This is a genomic window from Bacteroides sp. CAG:633, from assembly GCF_000435115.1.
GTDB classification, from domain to species: Bacteria; Bacteroidota; Bacteroidia; order Bacteroidales; family Bacteroidaceae; genus Bacteroides; species Bacteroides ndongoniae.
Window position 1 is genome coordinate 1 of the sequence record NZ_FR882968.1, and the last position, 18,348, is coordinate 18,348.

Below are 18,348 nucleotides of genomic sequence, written 5' to 3' on the forward strand. Positions count from 1 at the left end.
GTAAAAGGTGCATTTCTTCGAATGCTTACTTTTTATCTGTATCGGAGATGATAGTTGGCTTTACATCTTTTCAAGGTAGACTTGGGCCTTTCCCTGAAGTGCCGGATGGGTAATTGTCAGTCTGATGCGGTATAACTGTTCTACATTCCAGTTGTTGAGGAGTTGTTTGTCCGTCAGAGGAATGGTTTCGATGGATGGTTGCAGAAGGCCGCTGTCATACTTCATCTTCAGTGTAAAGTCTTTATCTTTCAGTAACAGATAGCCATCTTTAATTTCCGGTGTACACACCGTCATAAAGTTCAGAATCTGTTCTCCGTTCCGGTTGTTCAGTTTCCACTGGTCGGCAATGGTAAACCGGTGTCCGCGCTTCAGGGTATACGAACGGATCCATTGGGCGACTCCGGTTTCTTCCGGATAAGCGGCTACAATGTCGGCACTGAATGAAACTGTTTTGCCACGATCCGTAAACCGGACGTTACGGGCATGATATTTCTTCCCGGCATGCTGGTCTGTGCCATTAATAGTTGGAAGGTTGTGATAGCCGGACTGCATGGTCCAGATGGTATAGCGTTCGCTGCTGAAAGTTTTTTTAGTGTATACGCCTACTCCTACATCGATCAGAATAGGTTTTCCGTTATAGTACAGCATGAAGCTGCCGACATCGTTGTGATTGTGAGAAACACCGTTGTTGCTGCCATGGGCTGCAAAGCAGAATCCTTCGTCGGAACGGTGCGAATCACGGGCTACGGCAAGCTGTCCGTCTTCGAAATAGAAGGAGGTTTCCTCAATGGAAGCACTGTCTCCTTCCAGTATTTCCCGGGCATCCAGTACGTCGTCGAGCAGACGTGCAAACAAACTGCCGGTATGCAATTTGTCTTTCCATCCGTTGCGGCGGGCAAAGTCGGAAGCAAAGCCCATCAGTTGGCGGTCACCTATCTTTTTACCATACAGATAGACAGCACCCGGACTGACGAAACACTTGGCGGCTGCATCCGAGAAATTCACAAAATACTGGTTGTGGATGTTGGCCCGGCGGATGTAGCGTCCTATGTTCTTGATTTTTTCGTTAGAGAAGATATTGACGTGCCCGTCCGTAGCCCGGTCTAGCAGGTCGAGAAATTTAATCAGATTGGCACCGGCATGGCCGAAATACGAAGGTCCTTCCTCGCAAGTGCCATCCGGATGCTGGACATCGATATAGCGGTCGACAGAACGCATCAGCTGATAAACGTAGGTTGCCTTTTGGGCTGTATCTTTCTCCAGCAGCAGGACTGCCTGCAGCACATTATAATTGATCCAGATGTTCCAGTTGTTTACTTCCTGAGGGGTAAATCCCATCCACCAATAGTCTGTACGCGCAAAATAAGGGTCAATCAATCGCTGGTAAACAGTATTCCTGATTCGTTTGGCAATCAGTGGGCTGACTTTATCCAGTTCGTCGTGGAAGAAGTAATAAATCCATGACATCTGTGCACCAATATCCGCCACAACCAGTTCGACGGTCGGCTCGTCCGGATCGGGAAGTCCGGACTGGTCCTTTTGAAAATAAGCATGGGCAGAGTGTACCCAGGAAACTTCGCACAGGAACCAGGTTCCATTGATGATGGCATCCATGAACCGCCCTTTTCCTTCCACCAGTTCTGCCAGTACCAGTGTATTGAGCGTCGTCTGATTCTTGCGTCCTGTCAGAATCTCGCCACGGCGTTTGTATGCCAGATAGTCGGTTGCCAAATCTGGCTTCCACTCATACGCCAGTGCTTTTTCGCCGGCTTTTATGATATTTTCCCGTATTTCAGCAGGTATTCGGGTGGTCCATGCCGAACGGTCGGTGTAGGCAGGATAGGTGACCCACTTTTCTGTAGGCTGTAACACTTCCTGAAGTTGTTGGGGAGTAATGCTATTCTCCAGCAACCGATCTTGTGCGGTGATGGAGCAAAGAAAGCATAAACATCCGATGAATAAGATGATTCGTTTCATAATATCAGTCAGTTTAAAACGTTATTTGAAATTACAGTTCTGTATGGTCTTGTCTGAGGTTGTAGGCTGGTACGAGGCAGAAAACAGAAAGCCGGAGAATCCGTCCTAAGCATCGGCTAGGAGATTCCCCGACTTTCGATAGATCTATTTTAAACGGAGGCAAAGGTTCTGACTCCGCTTACGTTTGTTGTTTTATCCTTAAATAAGGTATTGCGAACTGATAGATTCGTTGTTTACCACGCGTTTGATGGTTTCGGCAAACATATCGGCAATGCTCAGCTGCTTAACCTTGGCGCATTTCTTGGAATAAGGAATACTGTCGGTAAATACCATTTCGGTCAGACCGGACTCCTGAATGCGGAAAGAAGCAGGATCGGACATGACACAGTGACTGGCGATGGCACGTACAGACTTGGCACCTGCATCCAGCATGATGTTGGCAGCCTTGGTGATAGTTCCGGCTGTGTCTACGATATCGTCGATCAGAACCACATTCTTATCCTTTACGTCACCAATAATCTGCATAGATGCTACTACGTTGGCTTTTTCGCGTGTCTTGTTGCACAGTACCAGAGGCACACCCAGGTATTTGGAGAAAGTGCTGGCACGTTTGGAACCGCCCACGTCGGGAGTGGCAATAACCAGATTTTCCAATTTCAGCGACTCGATGTAGGGGAGGAACACTGCCGAAGCATAAAGGTGATCCACCGGAATGTCGAAGAAACCTTGTATCTGGTCGGCATGAAGGTCCATTGTGATCAGACGGTCGATACCTGCAACCGAAAGCAGATCGGCTACTAACTTGGCGCCGATAGATACACGGGGCTTATCCTTTCTGTCCTGACGTGCCCAGCCGAAGTAAGGGATAACGGCTACAATGCTTTTGGCCGACGCACGTTTGGCTGCGTCAATCATCAGCAGGAGTTCCATCAGGTTGTCGGAATTGGGGAAGGTTGACTGAACCAGAAATACGTGTGAACCACGGATCGATTCTTCATAGGAAACGGCAAACTCGCCATCGGCAAAATGGGTGATGTTCATGTTTCCAAGAGGACAACCAAGGCTTGCGCAGATTTTCTCTGCCAGGTATCTGGAGTTTGTTCCAGAGAATACCATAAAGGGTGCTTTTTCGCTCATTTCTATAATAATAGATTTACCTATTTGTTAATTTACCTGCAAAGGTATGAAATTCTCCCTACATAACCCAAGAGTTATTGTATAAAATCTGCTCAAAGTATAAAGAAAACTCTGGGCTGTATCGGCAACTGTTGTTTTTCCAGTTTTCAAGAAGCTGTAAATTAGTTACTGTGGGCATCAGATAAGGAAAATATTTCATAAATTCTTCATTCATCATTCTTCATTCTTCATTTAATTTGTAGATTTGCTTTATGAAACCTATTTCTGCCATAAGGCTTGTTGCGTTGCTTTGCGCCAGTGTAGCAGTGGGGGCGTGTGTCGGTACTGCGCCCAGCAAGGAACTCAGACTGATTGATTCGCTCAACCAGCAGGCTTATGCTTTCCGCTATAAAAACATCGATTCTTCGTGTCATGCAGCCATGCAGGCTTATAAGTCGGTCAATCTGTATCGTGCCGGCGAAGCCGAAGCCTGCAATAATCTGGGCTTTTGTGCCTTTATGAGGATGGATTTTGAAGAAGCCGAAAGATACTTCCGGAAAGTCTACAGCCTGACCAAAAACGAACTGGAGCTGCTGATTGCCGACATCGGATTTATGAAGATCTACCAGCGTACGGCTCTTAACAAGGAGTTTTACGATTATCGCAACAGTGCGTTGCGGCGTATGAGGCGCATTGGCGAAGACAACAATCTGTTTGTCGACCGCCACGAACGGGCCAGACTGGAATATGCCCGTTCCGAATTCTATATTGTGTCGGCCGTCTATTACTACTACTTGCAACAGCGTTCCGAAGCGCTGGACAATATCGGACAGTTGAAGGAGGCAGAATTGGCTTCCGATACCAGCCAACTGCTCTATTACTATTATATAAAAGGTGCAGCCTCGCTGTGCGAAGCCGATACCCTCGACTCACAGCGATTGCTGGAGTTTGATGCTCTGTATAAAACGTGGCGGATCGCCTCGCGAAAAGGTTATGTCTATTTTGAAGGAAACGGCATACAGGGACTAGTCAACCTGATGGCTTCTCCCACCGATTACGAGCTTTTCAAGTTACGTCGGGGGCATGCCTTGAAGCAGTTCGGATATCCGGTAGACAGCTTGCTGCCTTTACGGCTAGGACAGTTGGCCTTGCAGAAGTTCCGCCAGTATAACGACCTGTATCAGATTGCAGGTGCTTATGTATCCATCGGGAAATACCTGAATGCGCATGGCCGTTATACCGAGGCGTTGGATACTCTGAAAATGGCGTTGGAGTGTGTCAACCGTCATCATCGGTTGTTCTACAACTGTCACGACAGTCTGGACTGGATGAAAGCGGCCGATTATCGCGACAATACCTATGCCGAACATGCCTGGATGGAACAAAAACTACGGACTGTGCCCGAATGGATTTCGCGAATACGGGAACAGTTGAGTGTATCGTATTCAGGACTGGGTATGAAAGAGTATTCCGACTACAACCGGAACATTTATCTGGATATTCTGGAAAATACCCGTCAGGACAAAGAATTGGAAAGCCGTTATCAGGCGTTGGCAACGGAATCGCGTCAGCTTAATCTGATACTGGTAAGTGTCATTCTGGGCTTGGTCGGAGTAGTGATATTCTTCTGGTTCTTCAACAGTAATTCGAAAAGGAGGAACAAACAGCACCTGTATCGGCTGCGACAGATGCTGGACATCTGCCAGAAAATAACGGCAGCTATTCCGGCCGATGCGCAAACCGAACAGGAAATTATCGATGCCATCCTGAATGCCGTACGTCCGCAAATGGAAAGCTTGTTCGGTGTGACGGAAATCGGTATTGAGAACGGACAGTTTGTATTGTCCGGTCGGGTGGAGAAAGACGAACAGGCCATGCTCCGGGTCATCAACCCGTATGTGCAATGGGCGTTGGATAACGGTATGACGACTATCTCGTTGGGCGACGAATGCCGCAGGCTGGAGAAGCAGCGCTACATTTACGAGCAACACATTGCAGGCAACAAGCGGCAGAATCTGGTGAAGAAAGCCTGCCTTGCCATTGTCAACGGTATTCATCCTTATATCGACCGCATCATCAACGAAGTGCACAAGATTGTCCGCAACGGATCGGAGATGGACCGCCGTGTCAGAAGAGAAAAATACGAATACCTGGACGAACTGGTTACCGCTATCAACGAGTACAATGATATTCTGGCTCTGTGGATCAAGATGCGTCAGGGAACGTTGAGCCTGAACATCGAGAACTTTGCACTGGACGACTTGTTTCAACTGATACGCAAAGGAACCCGCGCTTTCGAAATGAAACAGCTGACGCTGGAAGTAGAGCCTACTGCCACCTGGGTAAAGGCCGACAAGGCACTGACCCTCTTCATGATCAATACACTGGCCGAGAATGCCCGCAAATATACACCTGCAGGAGGCTTCGTCAGGGTGTATGCCCGTCAGGAAGCGGACTATGTGGAAATCTCGGTAGAAGACAACGGGTGCGGATTATCGTCAGAAGACGTGGCTCACATCGTCGGAGAGAAAGTATACGATTCGAAGAACATTGGCATGGACTTGGCCACCGATCGCGAAGCATTGCAGAAAAACAAAGGAAGCGGTTTCGGCTTGATGAACTGCCGGGGCATTATCGAAAAATATAAAAAGACAAACGAACTTTTCCGTGTCTGCCTGTTTTCGGTAGACAGTACGCCGGGAAAGGGCAGCCGCTTCTACTTCCGCCTGCCGGTAGGCGTACGCAAGGCGCTGGTTATGCTGGCAGTGCTGTTGGGAGGTACCTTCGGACTTTCGTCCTGCGGAAAGGGAGCAGAGATGCAAACGTCAGAATCTCTTGTTTCGGATTCGCTGGAACAGGTGGCTCTGTACGACTACGAGTTATTGCTCGACTCCGCTTCCAACTATGCCGATGCGGCTTATTACTGCAACGTAGACGGCCAATACGAATGGGCTTTGCAGTACATTGACTCGGCAATGCTGTGCTTGAACAAGCATTACCGGATGTATGCGCCCGATGCGGGACGTGCCATGACGCTGGAGGGCAGTGGAGAACCAGCCGAACTGGACTGGTGGAACGAGTTGTTCAATTCGGACTATCATGTGATTCTTGACATCCGCAATGAAGCGGCCGTGGCGTTTCTGGCTCTGAGGCAATGGGATGCTTATCGCTACAACAACGACGCCTATACCATCCTGTACAAGCTGTTGGGCGAGGACCAGTCGCTGGAAGACTATTGCCGGCAGCTGGAACGTTCGACCAACAATAAAATGGTAGGAATCTGGCTGGCCGTCATGCTGGTTATCGCTTTGCTGGCCGGATATTATGTGCTATATTTCCGCAAACGTCTGGTCAACCGTTGGAATCTGGAGCAGGTTCTCGAAATCAATCAGGCTGTTTTTGCCGCTTCCAACAGCGATGCGGTACGTAAGAATCCCGACAGGCTGGACGAAGTCCCCCGTCAGATAGTGAACGAAGCCTTTGATGCTATCAACGAGTTGCTGTGTATCGACCGTCTCAGCATGGCTGTCTACGACGAGTCTTCACATCAGTTGGAGTATGTTTCCTGTCCGGGCGATGTGTATATGGCAGATGCAGCCGAAAGTCAGGACAAAGACGCCGTGATGGCGGCCCAGCAGCGCAGAACCGCTTTGATGCGCAGCTGTTACGAAGAGAAAAGCTACCAGTCGCAATCCGACATCCAGGTTTTCCCCTTGACCATCGAGACTGCCGGAAGCAACCGTTGTATTGGTGTCCTGTGCATTGAGCGGAGTGAAGGCGGTGAACAAAGTGCCGACCGTTTGCTGCTGGAGCTTATAACCCGCTACGTAGCCATCGTCGTTTTCAATGCTGTTGTGAAACTGGCCGTAAAATACCGGGACATCGAACTGGCACAGGACGAAGCGCGGCGTGCCTCGTGGGAAGACAGTATGCTGCATGTACAGAATATGGTGTTGGACAATTGTCTTTCTACCATCAAGCACGAAACTATTTACTACCCCAGCAAAATCAAGCAGCTGATAGGTAAACTCCGCACCGGAGAGCTGTCGGTGAAGGAAGAAGAAGAGACCGTAACTGCCATTGCCGAACTGATAGATTATTACAAAGGCATCTTCAGCATCCTCAGCCAGTGTGCGTCGCGCCAGCTGGAAGAGGTTACTTTCCGGCGTTCGGCCGTAAAGGTTGCCGACTTGATGACTGTTGCGGAGAAATACTTCCGCAAAGCACGCAAGAACCGGAATCCGGATATCACTTTCCACATCCGACCTTTCGACGGCTGTGTGTTGGGCGATGTCAACCAGTTGCAGTTCTTGCTCGAAAACCTGATAGACGAAGCACTGTCCGATCCTCAGTCAGGCGAGATACGATTGGAAGCGGCCGAAGACGATCGTTTCATACGTTTCTTCTTTGTCGATACCCGACGCGACAGAACTCAGGAAGAACTGAACAGACTGTTCTATCCCAGTCTGGAGCGTATGTCGGCTGTGGAGCAGGGCAGACTGAAAGGAACAGAATATCTGATATGCAAGCAGATTATCCGCGATCACGACGAGTTTGCCGGACTGCGTGGATGTCGCATCAATGCGCAGGTGAATACCGAAGAAAGAGGCTTTACGGTATACTTCACCATTCCGAGGACAGGACAATGAGTAAGGCTGAAAATTCTTTTGAGAACTCTGCTGTACTCGAAATGAAAAAGTCCTTAAGCCTTTCTTCAGATTGGATTAAATCAATATCTTTGTGTGTTGTTCGATTCAGACTGTAAGAAAAAACTAAGATGCTAACAGCGTTGAATTAAGAAGAATAAAAAAGGTATGAATGAAATACATAAGAATATAAATACGTTTTTAGATGACATTCGTGGCATTATAGACTCTGCCAGAAGTCAGGCTGTCCGCAGTGTAGATTTTTGCCGTGTACAGATGTACTGGCAGATGGGAAAACGTATATTCGAAGAAGAACAGCAGGGAAAAGAACGTGCAGACTACGGTAGTTACCTGATTAAAAATCTGGCAAAATCATTACAGCCTGAGTATGGAAGTGGCTTTTCTGTGCGCCAGTTGGAAATGTGCCGTCAATTTTACCGAATTTATCCAATTGCGAATACAGTGTGTTCGCAATTGAATTGGTCACAATATAAGTTGTTAATTTCTATTTCAGACGCTGATAAAAGAGAATATTATCAATTGGAAGCTATTAACAATGCATGGACCAAACGGGAATTGGAACGGCAAATACATTCGCAGCTCTACGAACGTTTGCTCTTAAGTAACGATAAGGATGCGGTACTGGCCGTAGCTCGTAAAGAACGCCTTCCACAATCTCCTTTAGAGATTATAAAAGATCCTATGTATTTGGAATTTCTTGGTCTGGAACGTAAAGCGGCTTATTATGAAAAAGATTTGGAATCGGCTATTATCACTCATTTGCAACATTTCTTGCTCGAATTAGGACAAGGCTTCACTTTTGTGGCTCGGCAGAAACGTATTTTGCTGGAAGATGATGAGTTTTTTGCCGATTTGGTGTTCTACAATCGTTTATTAAAGTGTTTTGTAGTTATAGAACTGAAAACCGGTAAATTGACACATCAAGATTTGGGACAGTTACAGATGTATGTCAACTATTATGATCGTGTAGAGAAAACTCCGGAAGAAAATTCAACTATAGGCATTTTGCTTTGTACTAGTAAGAATGATACAGCTGTACGAATGGCTTTGCCGGAAAATAATAAAACGATCTTAGCCAGTGAATATAAATTATACCTACCATCACAGGCTCAATTGATTAATGAAATAAACACCGTTCGAAAAATGGTGGAGGAAAATACAAGTTTTGAGTCTGATGAATTATGAATGGATTTTACATAAAACAAACTGATTATAACATAGAATATCATACCAAACATGAAATTTAAAGTTATCATTGTAGAAGATGTCAAGCTGGAGCTGAAAGGGACGGAAGAGATTTTCCGTCACGAGATTCCCGATGCGGAAGTCATCGGTACGGCTATGACCGAACAGGAATTCTGGGCACTGATGCAGGTGCAAGTCCCCGATCTAGTTTTGCTGGATCTGGGGCTTGGCGGCTCTACAACCATCGGGGTGGAGATATGTCGCAACATATTCAAGCGTTACCCCGGCGTGCATGTGCTTATATTTACAGGCGAGATACTGAACGAGAAACTGTGGGTCGATGTGCTCGACGCCGGTGCCGACGGCATTATTCTGAAGACAGGCGAATTGCTGACCCGAACCGATGTTCAGGCAGTGATGGATGGTAAGAAACTGGTGTTCAACTATCCCATTCTGGAAAAGATTGTGGAACGTTTCAAACGTTCGGTCATCAACGACACCAAACGTCAGGAAGCCATCATCAACTACGACATCGACGAGTACGACGAACGTTTCCTACGCCATCTTGCACTGGGTTATACGAAGGAAATGATAGCCAATCTGAAAGGAATGCCCTTTGGCGTGAAGTCGCTGGAGAAACGGCAGAACGATCTGGTAGGGCGTCTGTTCCCCTCCGGCGAACGGGTAGGGGTGAACGCTACCCGGCTTGTGGTACGTGCCTTGGAACTGCGTATTCTTGATATAGACAATCTGGAACCGGACGACGAATAGGAAAGCATGCCGATGATGAGAGCCAAATGGAGGATGCCGCATCCGGCCACCATGTTTCTAATATTGACGATGGCGGTTGTGTTTCTGTCGTGGATATTCAATGTCTACGACCTGAGTGTGCTCCATCCCGAAACTGGGAAAGAAATATACGTGCAGAGTCTGTTGAGTCCGGAAGGAATCCGCTGGTGGCTGCGACATGTTGTAACCAACTTCACCGGTTTTGCACCTTTGGGCATGGTGATGATAGCCATGTTCGGAATAGGCGTGGCACAACATTCCGGTTTCATTGATGCCTGCATCCGTCTTGTGGCACGCAGAGGAACGCATTCGGGACTTATCATAACCAGTGTCATCGTATTGGGAATTCTTTCCAATGTAGTAGGGGATGCCGGCTATATCATTCTGCTGCCCATTGCCGCTGCCCTGTTTCATTCGGCCGGTCTGCATCCGGTAGGCGGCATCATTACGGCTTATGTCTCTGTGGCATGTGGCTACAGTGCCAATGTGGTGATGAGTACCCTCGACCCGCTGTTGGCGGCCACTACACAAGAAGCAGCCGACCAGGCTTTTGTGTCGTCGGGGCAGATGGGCCCTTTATGCAATTATTACTTTTTTGCCGCATCGGTCTTCCTGCTCGTCCCTGTCATTTATGCCATTACACGGCACCACCTGCTTCCACTGCTGGGTACGTATGCGGGCGAGATCCGCTTTGGCGGTTATAAGCAACTGTCGCGCAAGGAACGGCGTGCCATGCAGATTGCTCTGCTAGCTTGCTTGTTGTATGTATTGCTCATATTGGGTGCTACTTTTTCATCCTGGGGTATTCTGCGTGGAGTAAACGGAAGTCTGATGCGTTCGCCGTTTATCATGGGCATTCTGTTTTTGCTGTCGTTCGGCATCGGTCTTACGGGTATGGTGTTTGGCTTTGTCTCCGGTCGTTATCGTTCCGACGGTGATGTGATCGAGGGGCTGACGTATCCGATGAAGCTTTTGGGCGTTTATTTTGTCATCGCTTTTTTTGCCTCGCAGATGTTCGCCTGCCTCGAATATTCCCAACTGGACAAATGTGTTGCCATTATGGGTGCCGATATGCTTGCTTCCCTACGTATGGACAGCATGTGGATTCTGATTCTGTTCATTCTGTTTGTTGCGGTAGTCAATCTGTTCATGGTGTCTGCCACAGCCAAATGGGCTTTTATGGCATTTATTTTTGTTCCGGTATTGTCACGGATGGGTATTTCACCCGAAACGGCGCAGTGTGCCTTCCGCATCGGCGATAGCGCTACCAATGCCATTACCCCCTTCATGTTCTACATGCCGTTGGTGCTGACGTACATGCAACAGTATGACCGGAAATCCACTTACGGTTCTCTGCTGAAGTATACCTGGCGTTATTCCGTATGCATCCTGTTTGCCTGGATCCTGTTGTTCATTCTTTGGCATTCGGTCGGTTTGCCGTTAGGACTCTGACAGGCTTTTTCTGTCGGTTGATGAAAATACCTTTTTGGGAAAGCTAAAGAGGCACTTTAGCAAACTAACTATGGACATTAGCTTCCTAAAGTGCCTCTTGGGAAATCAAAACATAAGATCGTTGTTTAACCACGGATTACACAGAAAAACGTGAAGAAAACAAAACGTCCGTACCTAAAATCTAAATCCTTATTCTTTTTTCAGTGCAAATCCCAACATCATGCCATCGTAGCTTTCGGCCAGCGAGCTGATGGTTTGCAGGGTGGTGTTGCTGCTTTTACTGGAAAGGAAAGTAATCAGGTCCAGCAGCTTGTCCGAATTGAAAAGCAAATCCATATTGCTGGAAGTACAGTTGACCTTGGCATTTATTCCGACAAGTTTGGCAAACTTCAGGTTGACTTTACCGGTAGACTTGTCGTATGAATAAGTTCCGCCCATATTTCTGGTACCCAACCGGGCATTGAACGTACTGTCGGCATTGAACGTAAAGGCCAGTTTCCCTTCGGTAATGCCGAATTTGTTCAGTTGCTCATTCAGCTTGCTTTCAGCAGCGGTTGCGGCTACTGTGCCTCCGGCTGCCTGTAACAGATTGTCCGACTCGAATTCGATGGCCGAACCGGAAAAACTCCACGTACCCACCATGCTTGCCGTATTCTTTCCGGTGATGGTATTGACAATATTTTCCACATTATCCTTATTAAACAGGTCCTTCAACGACTGGGCCTGACTGTTGCTGCCCAAGAGCAGCATGGCAACAAATAGCTGCCAGAAAACTGATTTTTTCATTTGCTTCGTTGTTTTTGGTATGGTTATTTTTGCAGTTCCTTGTTGATGCCCTCAATGTAGTTCAGCACTTCTTCTCTTCCGGTCTTGTCCTCGGACGAAGTGATGAAATAGGGAGGAAGTTCTTCCCACTGTTCCTTCAGACGCTTCAGGTACAGTTTGATGTTGGCTCCCAGCTTTCCGCCTTTCAGTTTGTCCGCTTTGGTAAAAATGAGGGAAAACGGTATTCCGTTCTCGCCCAACCACTCGATAAATTCAAGATCGATGGACTGCGGTTCGTGACGGCTGTCAATCAGAACAAAAAGATTGGTCATTTGTTCACGCTGCAGGATATAACTGCTGATAATCTTCTGAATCTGTTCCTGTCCTTTCTGTCCGCGTTTGGCATAGCCGTATCCGGGGAGATCGACGATATACCAGTTTTTGTTAATCAGAAAATGGTTGATCAGCATCGTCTTTCCGGGAGTGGCGGAAGTCATGGCAAGGCCTTTCCGCCCAGTCAGCATATTGATCAGGCTCGACTTTCCCACATTGGAACGCCCGATAAACGCATATTCGGGAAAGTTTCCTGCCGGACATTTCTTCACATCGGTATTGCTGATGACAAATTCTGCACTTGTAATATTCATAATCATACAGTTGGTTAATATTTCATTTTCGGCGGAAAGAGGAGGGGAGACCGACCTGTCGGCATTTTGCCTCGCTTCCTGTGCAAAGGTACTACTTATTTCAAAAAAATCTCGTCTACAATTTAGAATTCTGTTTATCTTTGTTTCATGGAGATAGGAGGAGGTTCGGCATAGCCAAATTGAAAACTTTGGTTTTCATTTGTCTCTGCGCTCACCTTTGCTTATCTTTGCAGGCTCTAAAATGAGGGAAAAGATAATTTTTTGAAGAAAATATGAACGGACAATACCCTTCCACATTGTTGGAGAAAGCTGTAAACGAATTTGCCAAACTGCCCGGCATAGGCCGAAAGACTGCCATGCGCCTGGTGCTGCACCTGTTGCGGCAAGACACTGCCACAGTCGAGGCGTTCGGCAACGCCATCATTACGCTGAAACATGAGGTGAAGTACTGCAAGGTGTGCCACAACATCTCCGACACGGATGTGTGCCGCATCTGCTCCAACCCGCAGCGCGATGCGTCGACCGTGTGTGTGGTAGAAAACATCCGCGACGTGATGGCAGTGGAAGCAACACAGCAGTTCCACGGCCTGTATCATGTGCTTGGAGGGGTTATTTCGCCGATGGACGGTGTGGGACCGGGCGATCTGCAAATCGACAGTCTTGTACAACGGGTGGCCGAAGGAGGCGTAAAGGAAGTAATCCTGGCCCTCAGTACGACGATGGAAGGCGATACCACCAACTTCTACATATACCGGAAACTGGAGAAAATGAATGTGAAGCTGTCCATCATAGCCCGAGGCATATCGGTTGGCGACGAATTGGAGTACACCGACGAAGTGACGTTAGGGCGAAGCATTGTGAACCGTACCTTGTTTACGGGCGGAATGATGTAATAAGATTATTTAGCAAGCAAGTTTACACAAAATGGAAGAACGTATCAAGCAAATATCACGGTGCCTGAAAGCTGTTTTCACCTGCTACTGGCTGTTGGCCATCCTAATGGTTGTATGCGGCGAAACGTTGGATAGCTGGACCGGACTTTATGCCGGCGATGTCCGGAGTACTTATCAGGCCGAGACGGCAACGATTCTGCTGGCAGTAGTTTGCGTGCCTGTTTCGCTGAAACTTTTTTCGTGGGTGCTCGATCATAAGATAGATGCAGTCAGCCTGCCCGAAGCCTTGCGCCTGTATGCGTGGTGGAGTGTGGTTCGCCTGTTTCTGCTGTTTCTGCCCGTTGTTGTGGGTTTCCTTACTTATTATCTGATGTTAAGCACCAAGGGAGTGTTTTGTGCACTGATTGCCCTGACCGCTTCCCTATTTTGTATTCCCGGCGAAAACCGCTTGCGTAAAGAATTGCGTATTGATAAAGAAAAAGAAGCATGAGTACATCCTATTTCATAAACGACCGCATCTATCTTCGGGCCATCGAACCCGAAGATCTGGACATTATGTATACCATGGAGAACGATCCACAAACGTGGGATATTACGAACTTCACGGTGCCTTATTCGCGCTATGCACTGCGGCAATACATTGAAAATTCCCAATGCGACATGTTTGCTGACTGCCAGTTGCGGCTGATGATTGTGCGTCGTGACGATCGGACGGTGATAGGTACCATCGACATCACCGAATTCATGCCTATTCATGCGCGTGGCGAGGTAGGTATCGTGATACGCAAGGAATATCAGGGACAGGGATATGCAACCGACGCACTGCACCTGCTATGCAATTATGCATTCGGCTTTTTGCACATGAAGCAGCTCACTGCCCACGTGACAGTAGACAATGAAGCAAGCATGCGTTTGTTCACTTCGTGTGGCTTCGTAAAGTGTGGTTTGCTGAAAGAGTGGTGGTGTGTAGGCGGAACATTCAAGGACGTCGTTCTGTTACAGCTTCTCCGCGACCAAGCTACAGGCAACCGTAAAGTATAAGCCACAGCAGTCGCAGGGCCTGCCGTCAGTTCAGTATCGGAAGCTGCGGGAACCGGGCCCATAGTTCGTACTTGCCACCAAGTTTTGACAGTGCACTTTTCCAGAATTTCATGTCGCTGCCATCGTCCATGATGGCCTCTGTTTTCTCTTTGCTCACAATCCAGGTGTTTTCCTCGATTTCTTCATGGAGCTGGTTGTGGCTCCAGCCCGAGTAACCTAAGAAGAAGCGAATGTTTCCTTTAATCGGATTTCCAGACAGCATATATCGTTTGATAGCTTCGAAGTTACCGTTCAGGTAAAGGCCCTGAGATACAGGTAAGGAGTCTGTAATGCCTTTGATGGTATGCAGATAGAATAATGTATCGTTGCAGAGCGGTCCTCCTCTGTATAGCGGTATGTCTTCCAGTGATTCAAATTCTTTCAGCAGATGCTGAAGTAGCAGAGGCATTTTCTTATTCAACACCAATCCCATACTACCTTCCTGAGTATGGTCAATAAGCAAAACCACCGAACGTCCAAACAGATTATCGGAGAGGAACGGCTCGGAAATCAATACTTTACCACGTGATGGAACAGCGTGGTTACTCTCTATCTTAAATATGCTTGCATCTGTATACATGCCTCTAATATACAGTATATTTTGTGAAAAACAAAGAATGTGTCTGTTTTTTTGCAAAATATTCAAAAACCTATTTCTTCACACTACTGATGCTAGGTTTGTGATAAAATTATTATTGTTGCATGTGTTTGAATTGAATCGTTTTTTTGTTGTTTCGTTTCGGACGTTTCAATTTAATTATTATCTGTTTTTTGTACCCATCAGCTTCAATGCGAAGTGTGGCCTTATTTAATGGATTACCATCTTCATCTTTTAAAGCGTTATTTGCATTCCAATATATTCGATAAGGCTTATTTTCATCAATGAATTTCAATTCAACATTTTCACAATATTCTTCCCCATCTTTATCAAGAAGTATTCTTTCTATATGAAGATTTTCAATGTCAATGCGATTACCTTTTTCATCAATAATATCAAGATCTGTATAATTCTTATCTACTATTTTGGGGGATATTGCTCCTACCAATACAGCCGTTTCTCCCATTAAGATCTGAGGATCTTCTTCCAAAATAACATTTATAGGGTTAGTTGTATCCCAAACTTGAATAATCTGGGATTGATATCCAATATATGAAAATACTATCGAATCACCACGACAAACGTTAATTTCAAAATTACCGTCAAAATCTGAAACGGAACCTCTATTTGTGTTGAGAATATGTATTGTAGCCCCTATCAAAGTATCAATTTTTTCTTTGGTTTCGTTTTTTAAAGTTACCTTTCCAAAAATTTTTCCTTTAACAACTAATGTATCTTTCAGAGCTGAAATATGTATACTATCTACTAAACTGTTGATATTAGACCGTATTGGCAAAATAGTAGGCAAAGGCGTGGACATAGCAATTGTACTTACCGAAATTCCAGCAAGAATTACAGCTTTTCCAGTAAGACTTCGGAGGTGGAGTTGTTGTTCCAAATAACGCACCTCGGCTTCACATTTTGGACAAGTACCTAAACAATCTCCCTTGTAGCGACATTCCGATGTAATGAACTCAATATCGTTAGCTTCAGCTATCTGCCGACGAATTTCTTTAAGAATGCGGCAAGTCTCTTTCCCTCGTGTCATAGTCATTTACGGATTATATAGGTGAATAAATCAAAATTTGTAAAACCAAGAGTTTCAAGCGCAGTACGACTGACAATGCGGTCAGCATCTGTATTGAATTTTGGTATCAGCGGAAGCCTAATAACACATTTTCTTTGTTGTCTTAGTTCAGCTATTAATTTGAGGTTTTCGATGACAAGATCATTGTTTTTCCTTGTATAATCATTATAAATTTTAGGATTCATATCCTTAATATCAATAATTAGCGTATTTACTATTGGGAGCAAATACTTGATATTTGCTCTTGATACATTAAGTGATGTCTCAAGATTTATCTGCCATCCATTACCGCACAATTCTCTAAATTTATAAATAAATTGTGGATAAAGACAAGGCTCACCACCTCCGAAGGTAATACCGCCATTGGTTGCAAGAAAATACAATTCGTCAATCCGTGTCTCGGCATACAATTCTTCTGGCGAATAACTGCGAAAGCACTTACCTTCACCAAGTGATAATGGATTAAGACAATAACGGCAACGAAGCGGACACTTATGAAACGCAACGAGAGTGGTAACACCGCCACCATCAGTAAAAAGACGGTGTCGTGATATCCCGATAATTTTTGCTCGTTCAGTGTCCATAAGTACCTCTTTCAATAGATTTAGCTAATTGTATAATTGACATTAGATCGGATGTTAAGGCTAACAGGTGTTCCTTCCGAATCTAGCACAATGCCTTCATCAGGACAATCTATAACAATATGGTTTAATGTTCCGAAATGGGCATTTTTCAATTTTTCTTCAAGATATCCCATCTTTGATTGCTCATATTGCTCTTTTATTTTTTCCTCATCTGTTTTCTTTTTATCTCCCTTTTTAAACATCCGAAATGCATAATCCTTCATCGATTCATATTCATAACATAAAGGTTGTGATATATCAAATAAAGATGCTAAACAATAACAATAATTAGAAGGGTTATTACTTTGAATAACAGGTAGAACTATATTTTCCATAAAAGGTTTGCCATATGGAAAATCATTACTAACATGAGTTGATGTGTATATCACACCCCATATTACATTGAGGTCTATTGGACTTTTTTGGATTTGTGTAATTCTTCTATTATTACAAATTATAGTTTCTACAAACATTTGTGGGATTACATACTCTGGCTTAAACACGTCTGATGATTTTCTCACAATAAAGCTACAAGCTAATACTAAAGGTAATCTTCTAATAGTCTGATCTAATTTTTCTGTATAATAATCAGAATCATTAGGAATCCTCATATCAAATACCTTGAACGCATATCGTACTTTATAGGCAGAGAACATCAGATTATCAAAAGGAAGTCTTCTCAATTCTTCCCAGCAGGAGTATACACTATTACCAAGGTATAAACATGGATATCCAAGACTACTATATCTTTGGGTACTAACAAGTCCTCTTTTATTCAATGGAATGTGAAACATATCTTGTATTGAAAAATTTTCTCCATTTTTTCGTTCGCGTGCCCTATAATAGAGCTCATTAGGATTAATAATTATACCACCAATACTAGAAAATAAACCTTTTTCTTCTGCTTCTCCATTCATAATTGAACTAAATAGCATAAAAGCGTCACTTTTACGGCCATCGTAGTACAAATTGAGCACCTTTATAATTTTATCACACAAAGTTTTTATATCGCTAAGCACGCATGGTTTTATATCGTCTAAATCTGAAACAATGCTGATATATTTATTAAAGGTTGCATTGATGTCTTGTCGAAAATCATCTTCCCATCTACAAGGAAACATCACATCTATTTTTTCCTTAAAATCTGCTATAGTCATTTATCTTTATTATTTATCTTTCAAATTTCACGAATAATTTCCTCATGATAAAAAAAGTAGAGAACTCTACAGCATCATGTAAACTGTTTTTATGTCTACACTTTATGTTTTAGCAGATTTCATAACCCAGATGTAACCTTATTTGTTTCAGAAAAATATCGTCAAAAGCTTCAAAATAACCTCAATAGTTTTTGTTCAGTCTTCCACCAACATAGATATATGACGAACCAACCACGTGGTAGGGAACATCACGATTGTAGCTAATAGCAGTAGCTTAAACTATCGTAAGTTTCAAATTTTAGGGTAGCCCCT

General features: G+C 45.1%; 15 protein-coding genes. 7 read left to right on the forward strand and 8 right to left on the reverse strand.

The window, feature by feature from the left end:
• Positions 1-60: 60 nt before the first annotated feature.
• A complete protein-coding gene (locus tag QVP67_RS01210) occupies positions 61-1,977 on the reverse strand; it encodes a heparinase II/III domain-containing protein (protein ID WP_022161737.1) in 1,917 nt (638 codons plus the stop codon).
• Positions 1,978-2,175: 198 nt separating this feature from the next.
• Complete coding sequence (locus QVP67_RS01215) at positions 2,176-3,114, reverse strand: ribose-phosphate pyrophosphokinase (RefSeq protein WP_022161738.1); 939 nt, start codon at positions 3,112-3,114, stop codon at positions 2,176-2,178.
• Positions 3,115-3,365: 251 nt separating this feature from the next.
• Between QVP67_RS01215 and QVP67_RS01220 the strand changes: the two genes are divergently transcribed.
• The 4 genes from QVP67_RS01220 (at position 3,366) to QVP67_RS01235 (ending at position 11,186) form a co-directional block, all read left to right on the forward strand.
• A complete protein-coding gene (locus QVP67_RS01220) occupies positions 3,366-7,742 on the forward strand; it encodes a DUF5113 domain-containing protein (protein WP_022161740.1) in 4,377 nt (1,458 codons plus the stop codon).
• Between the two features lie 165 nt (positions 7,743-7,907).
• Entirely contained in the window at positions 7,908-8,945 is a 1,038-nt protein-coding gene (locus QVP67_RS01225; RefSeq protein ID WP_022161741.1) for a PDDEXK nuclease domain-containing protein, read from the forward strand.
• A gap of 42 nt (positions 8,946-8,987) precedes the next feature.
• Positions 8,988-9,716 (forward strand): DUF5932 domain-containing protein, encoded by a 729-nt coding sequence (locus QVP67_RS01230; protein WP_071149699.1) that lies wholly within the window; start codon positions 8,988-8,990, stop codon positions 9,714-9,716.
• Positions 9,717-9,731: 15 nt separating this feature from the next.
• Positions 9,732-11,186, forward strand: coding sequence for an AbgT family transporter (locus QVP67_RS01235; RefSeq protein WP_022161743.1), 1,455 nt, complete (start codon positions 9,732-9,734; stop codon positions 11,184-11,186).
• Positions 11,187-11,375: 189 nt separating this feature from the next.
• Here QVP67_RS01235 and QVP67_RS01240 read toward each other — a convergent pair whose 3' ends face one another.
• Both QVP67_RS01240 and yihA read right to left on the reverse strand, forming a co-directional pair.
• Positions 11,376-11,972 (reverse strand): DUF4923 family protein, encoded by a 597-nt coding sequence (locus tag QVP67_RS01240; protein ID WP_022161744.1) that lies wholly within the window; start codon positions 11,970-11,972, stop codon positions 11,376-11,378.
• Between the two features lie 23 nt (positions 11,973-11,995).
• Positions 11,996-12,598, reverse strand: coding sequence for a ribosome biogenesis GTP-binding protein YihA/YsxC (gene yihA / locus QVP67_RS01245; protein WP_022161745.1), 603 nt, complete (start codon positions 12,596-12,598; stop codon positions 11,996-11,998).
• Positions 12,599-12,870: 272 nt separating this feature from the next.
• Here yihA and recR point away from each other — a divergent pair, with 272 nt between their 5' ends.
• The 3 genes from recR to QVP67_RS01260 are packed head-to-tail and all read left to right on the forward strand — an operon-like array spanning position 12,871 to position 14,532.
• Positions 12,871-13,491, forward strand: a complete 621-nt coding sequence (gene recR, locus QVP67_RS01250; protein WP_022161746.1) for a recombination mediator RecR — start codon at positions 12,871-12,873, stop codon at positions 13,489-13,491.
• Between the two features lie 31 nt (positions 13,492-13,522).
• Positions 13,523-13,981: a hypothetical protein gene (locus QVP67_RS01255; protein WP_022161747.1), complete on the forward strand. Its 459-nt coding sequence runs from the start codon at positions 13,523-13,525 to the stop codon at positions 13,979-13,981.
• Positions 13,978-14,532 carry a GNAT family N-acetyltransferase gene (locus QVP67_RS01260; protein ID WP_022161748.1) on the forward strand — a complete coding sequence of 185 codons (555 nt, stop codon included), beginning with the start codon at positions 13,978-13,980 and terminating at the stop codon, positions 14,530-14,532. Before QVP67_RS01255 ends, QVP67_RS01260 begins: the two co-directional genes overlap by 4 nt.
• A gap of 25 nt (positions 14,533-14,557) precedes the next feature.
• Here the strand turns inward: QVP67_RS01260 and QVP67_RS01265 are convergent, their stop codons facing one another.
• From QVP67_RS01265 to QVP67_RS01280, 4 genes are all read right to left on the reverse strand, one after another.
• Positions 14,558-15,151, reverse strand: a complete 594-nt coding sequence (locus tag QVP67_RS01265; RefSeq protein WP_022161749.1) for a YqgE/AlgH family protein — start codon at positions 15,149-15,151, stop codon at positions 14,558-14,560.
• 112 nt (positions 15,152-15,263) lie between these two features.
• Positions 15,264-16,217 (reverse strand): carboxypeptidase-like regulatory domain-containing protein, encoded by a 954-nt coding sequence (locus QVP67_RS01270; RefSeq protein WP_022161750.1) that lies wholly within the window; start codon positions 16,215-16,217, stop codon positions 15,264-15,266.
• Positions 16,218-16,219: 2 nt separating this feature from the next.
• Positions 16,220-16,840 carry a radical SAM protein gene (locus QVP67_RS01275; protein ID WP_022161751.1) on the reverse strand — a complete coding sequence of 207 codons (621 nt, stop codon included), beginning with the start codon at positions 16,838-16,840 and terminating at the stop codon, positions 16,220-16,222.
• 20 nt (positions 16,841-16,860) lie between these two features.
• The gene (locus tag QVP67_RS01280) at positions 16,861-18,036 is read right to left on the reverse strand and encodes a hypothetical protein (RefSeq protein ID WP_022161752.1); all 1,176 of its coding nucleotides are present in this window, start codon (positions 18,034-18,036) and stop codon (positions 16,861-16,863) included.
• Positions 18,037-18,348 lie beyond the last annotated feature (312 nt).

What these genes read in the sequence shown, in the direction of transcription:
- QVP67_RS01210 (WP_022161737.1), bottom strand. Translation starts at nt 1,977, where the DNA reads ATGAAACGAATCATCTTATTCATCGGATGTTTATGCTTTCTTTGCTCC.
- QVP67_RS01215 (WP_022161738.1), bottom strand. Translation starts at nt 3,114, where the DNA reads ATGAGCGAAAAAGCACCCTTTATGGTATTCTCTGGAACAAACTCCAGA.
- QVP67_RS01220 (WP_022161740.1), top strand. Translation starts at nt 3,366, where the DNA reads ATGAAACCTATTTCTGCCATAAGGCTTGTTGCGTTGCTTTGCGCCAGT.
- QVP67_RS01225 (WP_022161741.1), top strand. Translation starts at nt 7,908, where the DNA reads ATGAATGAAATACATAAGAATATAAATACGTTTTTAGATGACATTCGT.
- QVP67_RS01235 (WP_022161743.1), top strand. Translation starts at nt 9,732, where the DNA reads ATGAGAGCCAAATGGAGGATGCCGCATCCGGCCACCATGTTTCTAATA.
- QVP67_RS01240 (WP_022161744.1), bottom strand. Translation starts at nt 11,972, where the DNA reads ATGAAAAAATCAGTTTTCTGGCAGCTATTTGTTGCCATGCTGCTCTTG.
- yihA (WP_022161745.1), bottom strand. Translation starts at nt 12,598, where the DNA reads ATGAATATTACAAGTGCAGAATTTGTCATCAGCAATACCGATGTGAAG.
- recR (WP_022161746.1), top strand. Translation starts at nt 12,871, where the DNA reads ATGAACGGACAATACCCTTCCACATTGTTGGAGAAAGCTGTAAACGAA.
- QVP67_RS01255 (WP_022161747.1), top strand. Translation starts at nt 13,523, where the DNA reads ATGGAAGAACGTATCAAGCAAATATCACGGTGCCTGAAAGCTGTTTTC.
- QVP67_RS01260 (WP_022161748.1), top strand. Translation starts at nt 13,978, where the DNA reads ATGAGTACATCCTATTTCATAAACGACCGCATCTATCTTCGGGCCATC.
- QVP67_RS01265 (WP_022161749.1), bottom strand. Translation starts at nt 15,151, where the DNA reads ATGTATACAGATGCAAGCATATTTAAGATAGAGAGTAACCACGCTGTT.
- QVP67_RS01270 (WP_022161750.1), bottom strand. Translation starts at nt 16,217, where the DNA reads ATGACACGAGGGAAAGAGACTTGCCGCATTCTTAAAGAAATTCGTCGG.
- QVP67_RS01275 (WP_022161751.1), bottom strand. Translation starts at nt 16,840, where the DNA reads ATGGACACTGAACGAGCAAAAATTATCGGGATATCACGACACCGTCTT.
- QVP67_RS01280 (WP_022161752.1), bottom strand. Translation starts at nt 18,036, where the DNA reads ATGACTATAGCAGATTTTAAGGAAAAAATAGATGTGATGTTTCCTTGT.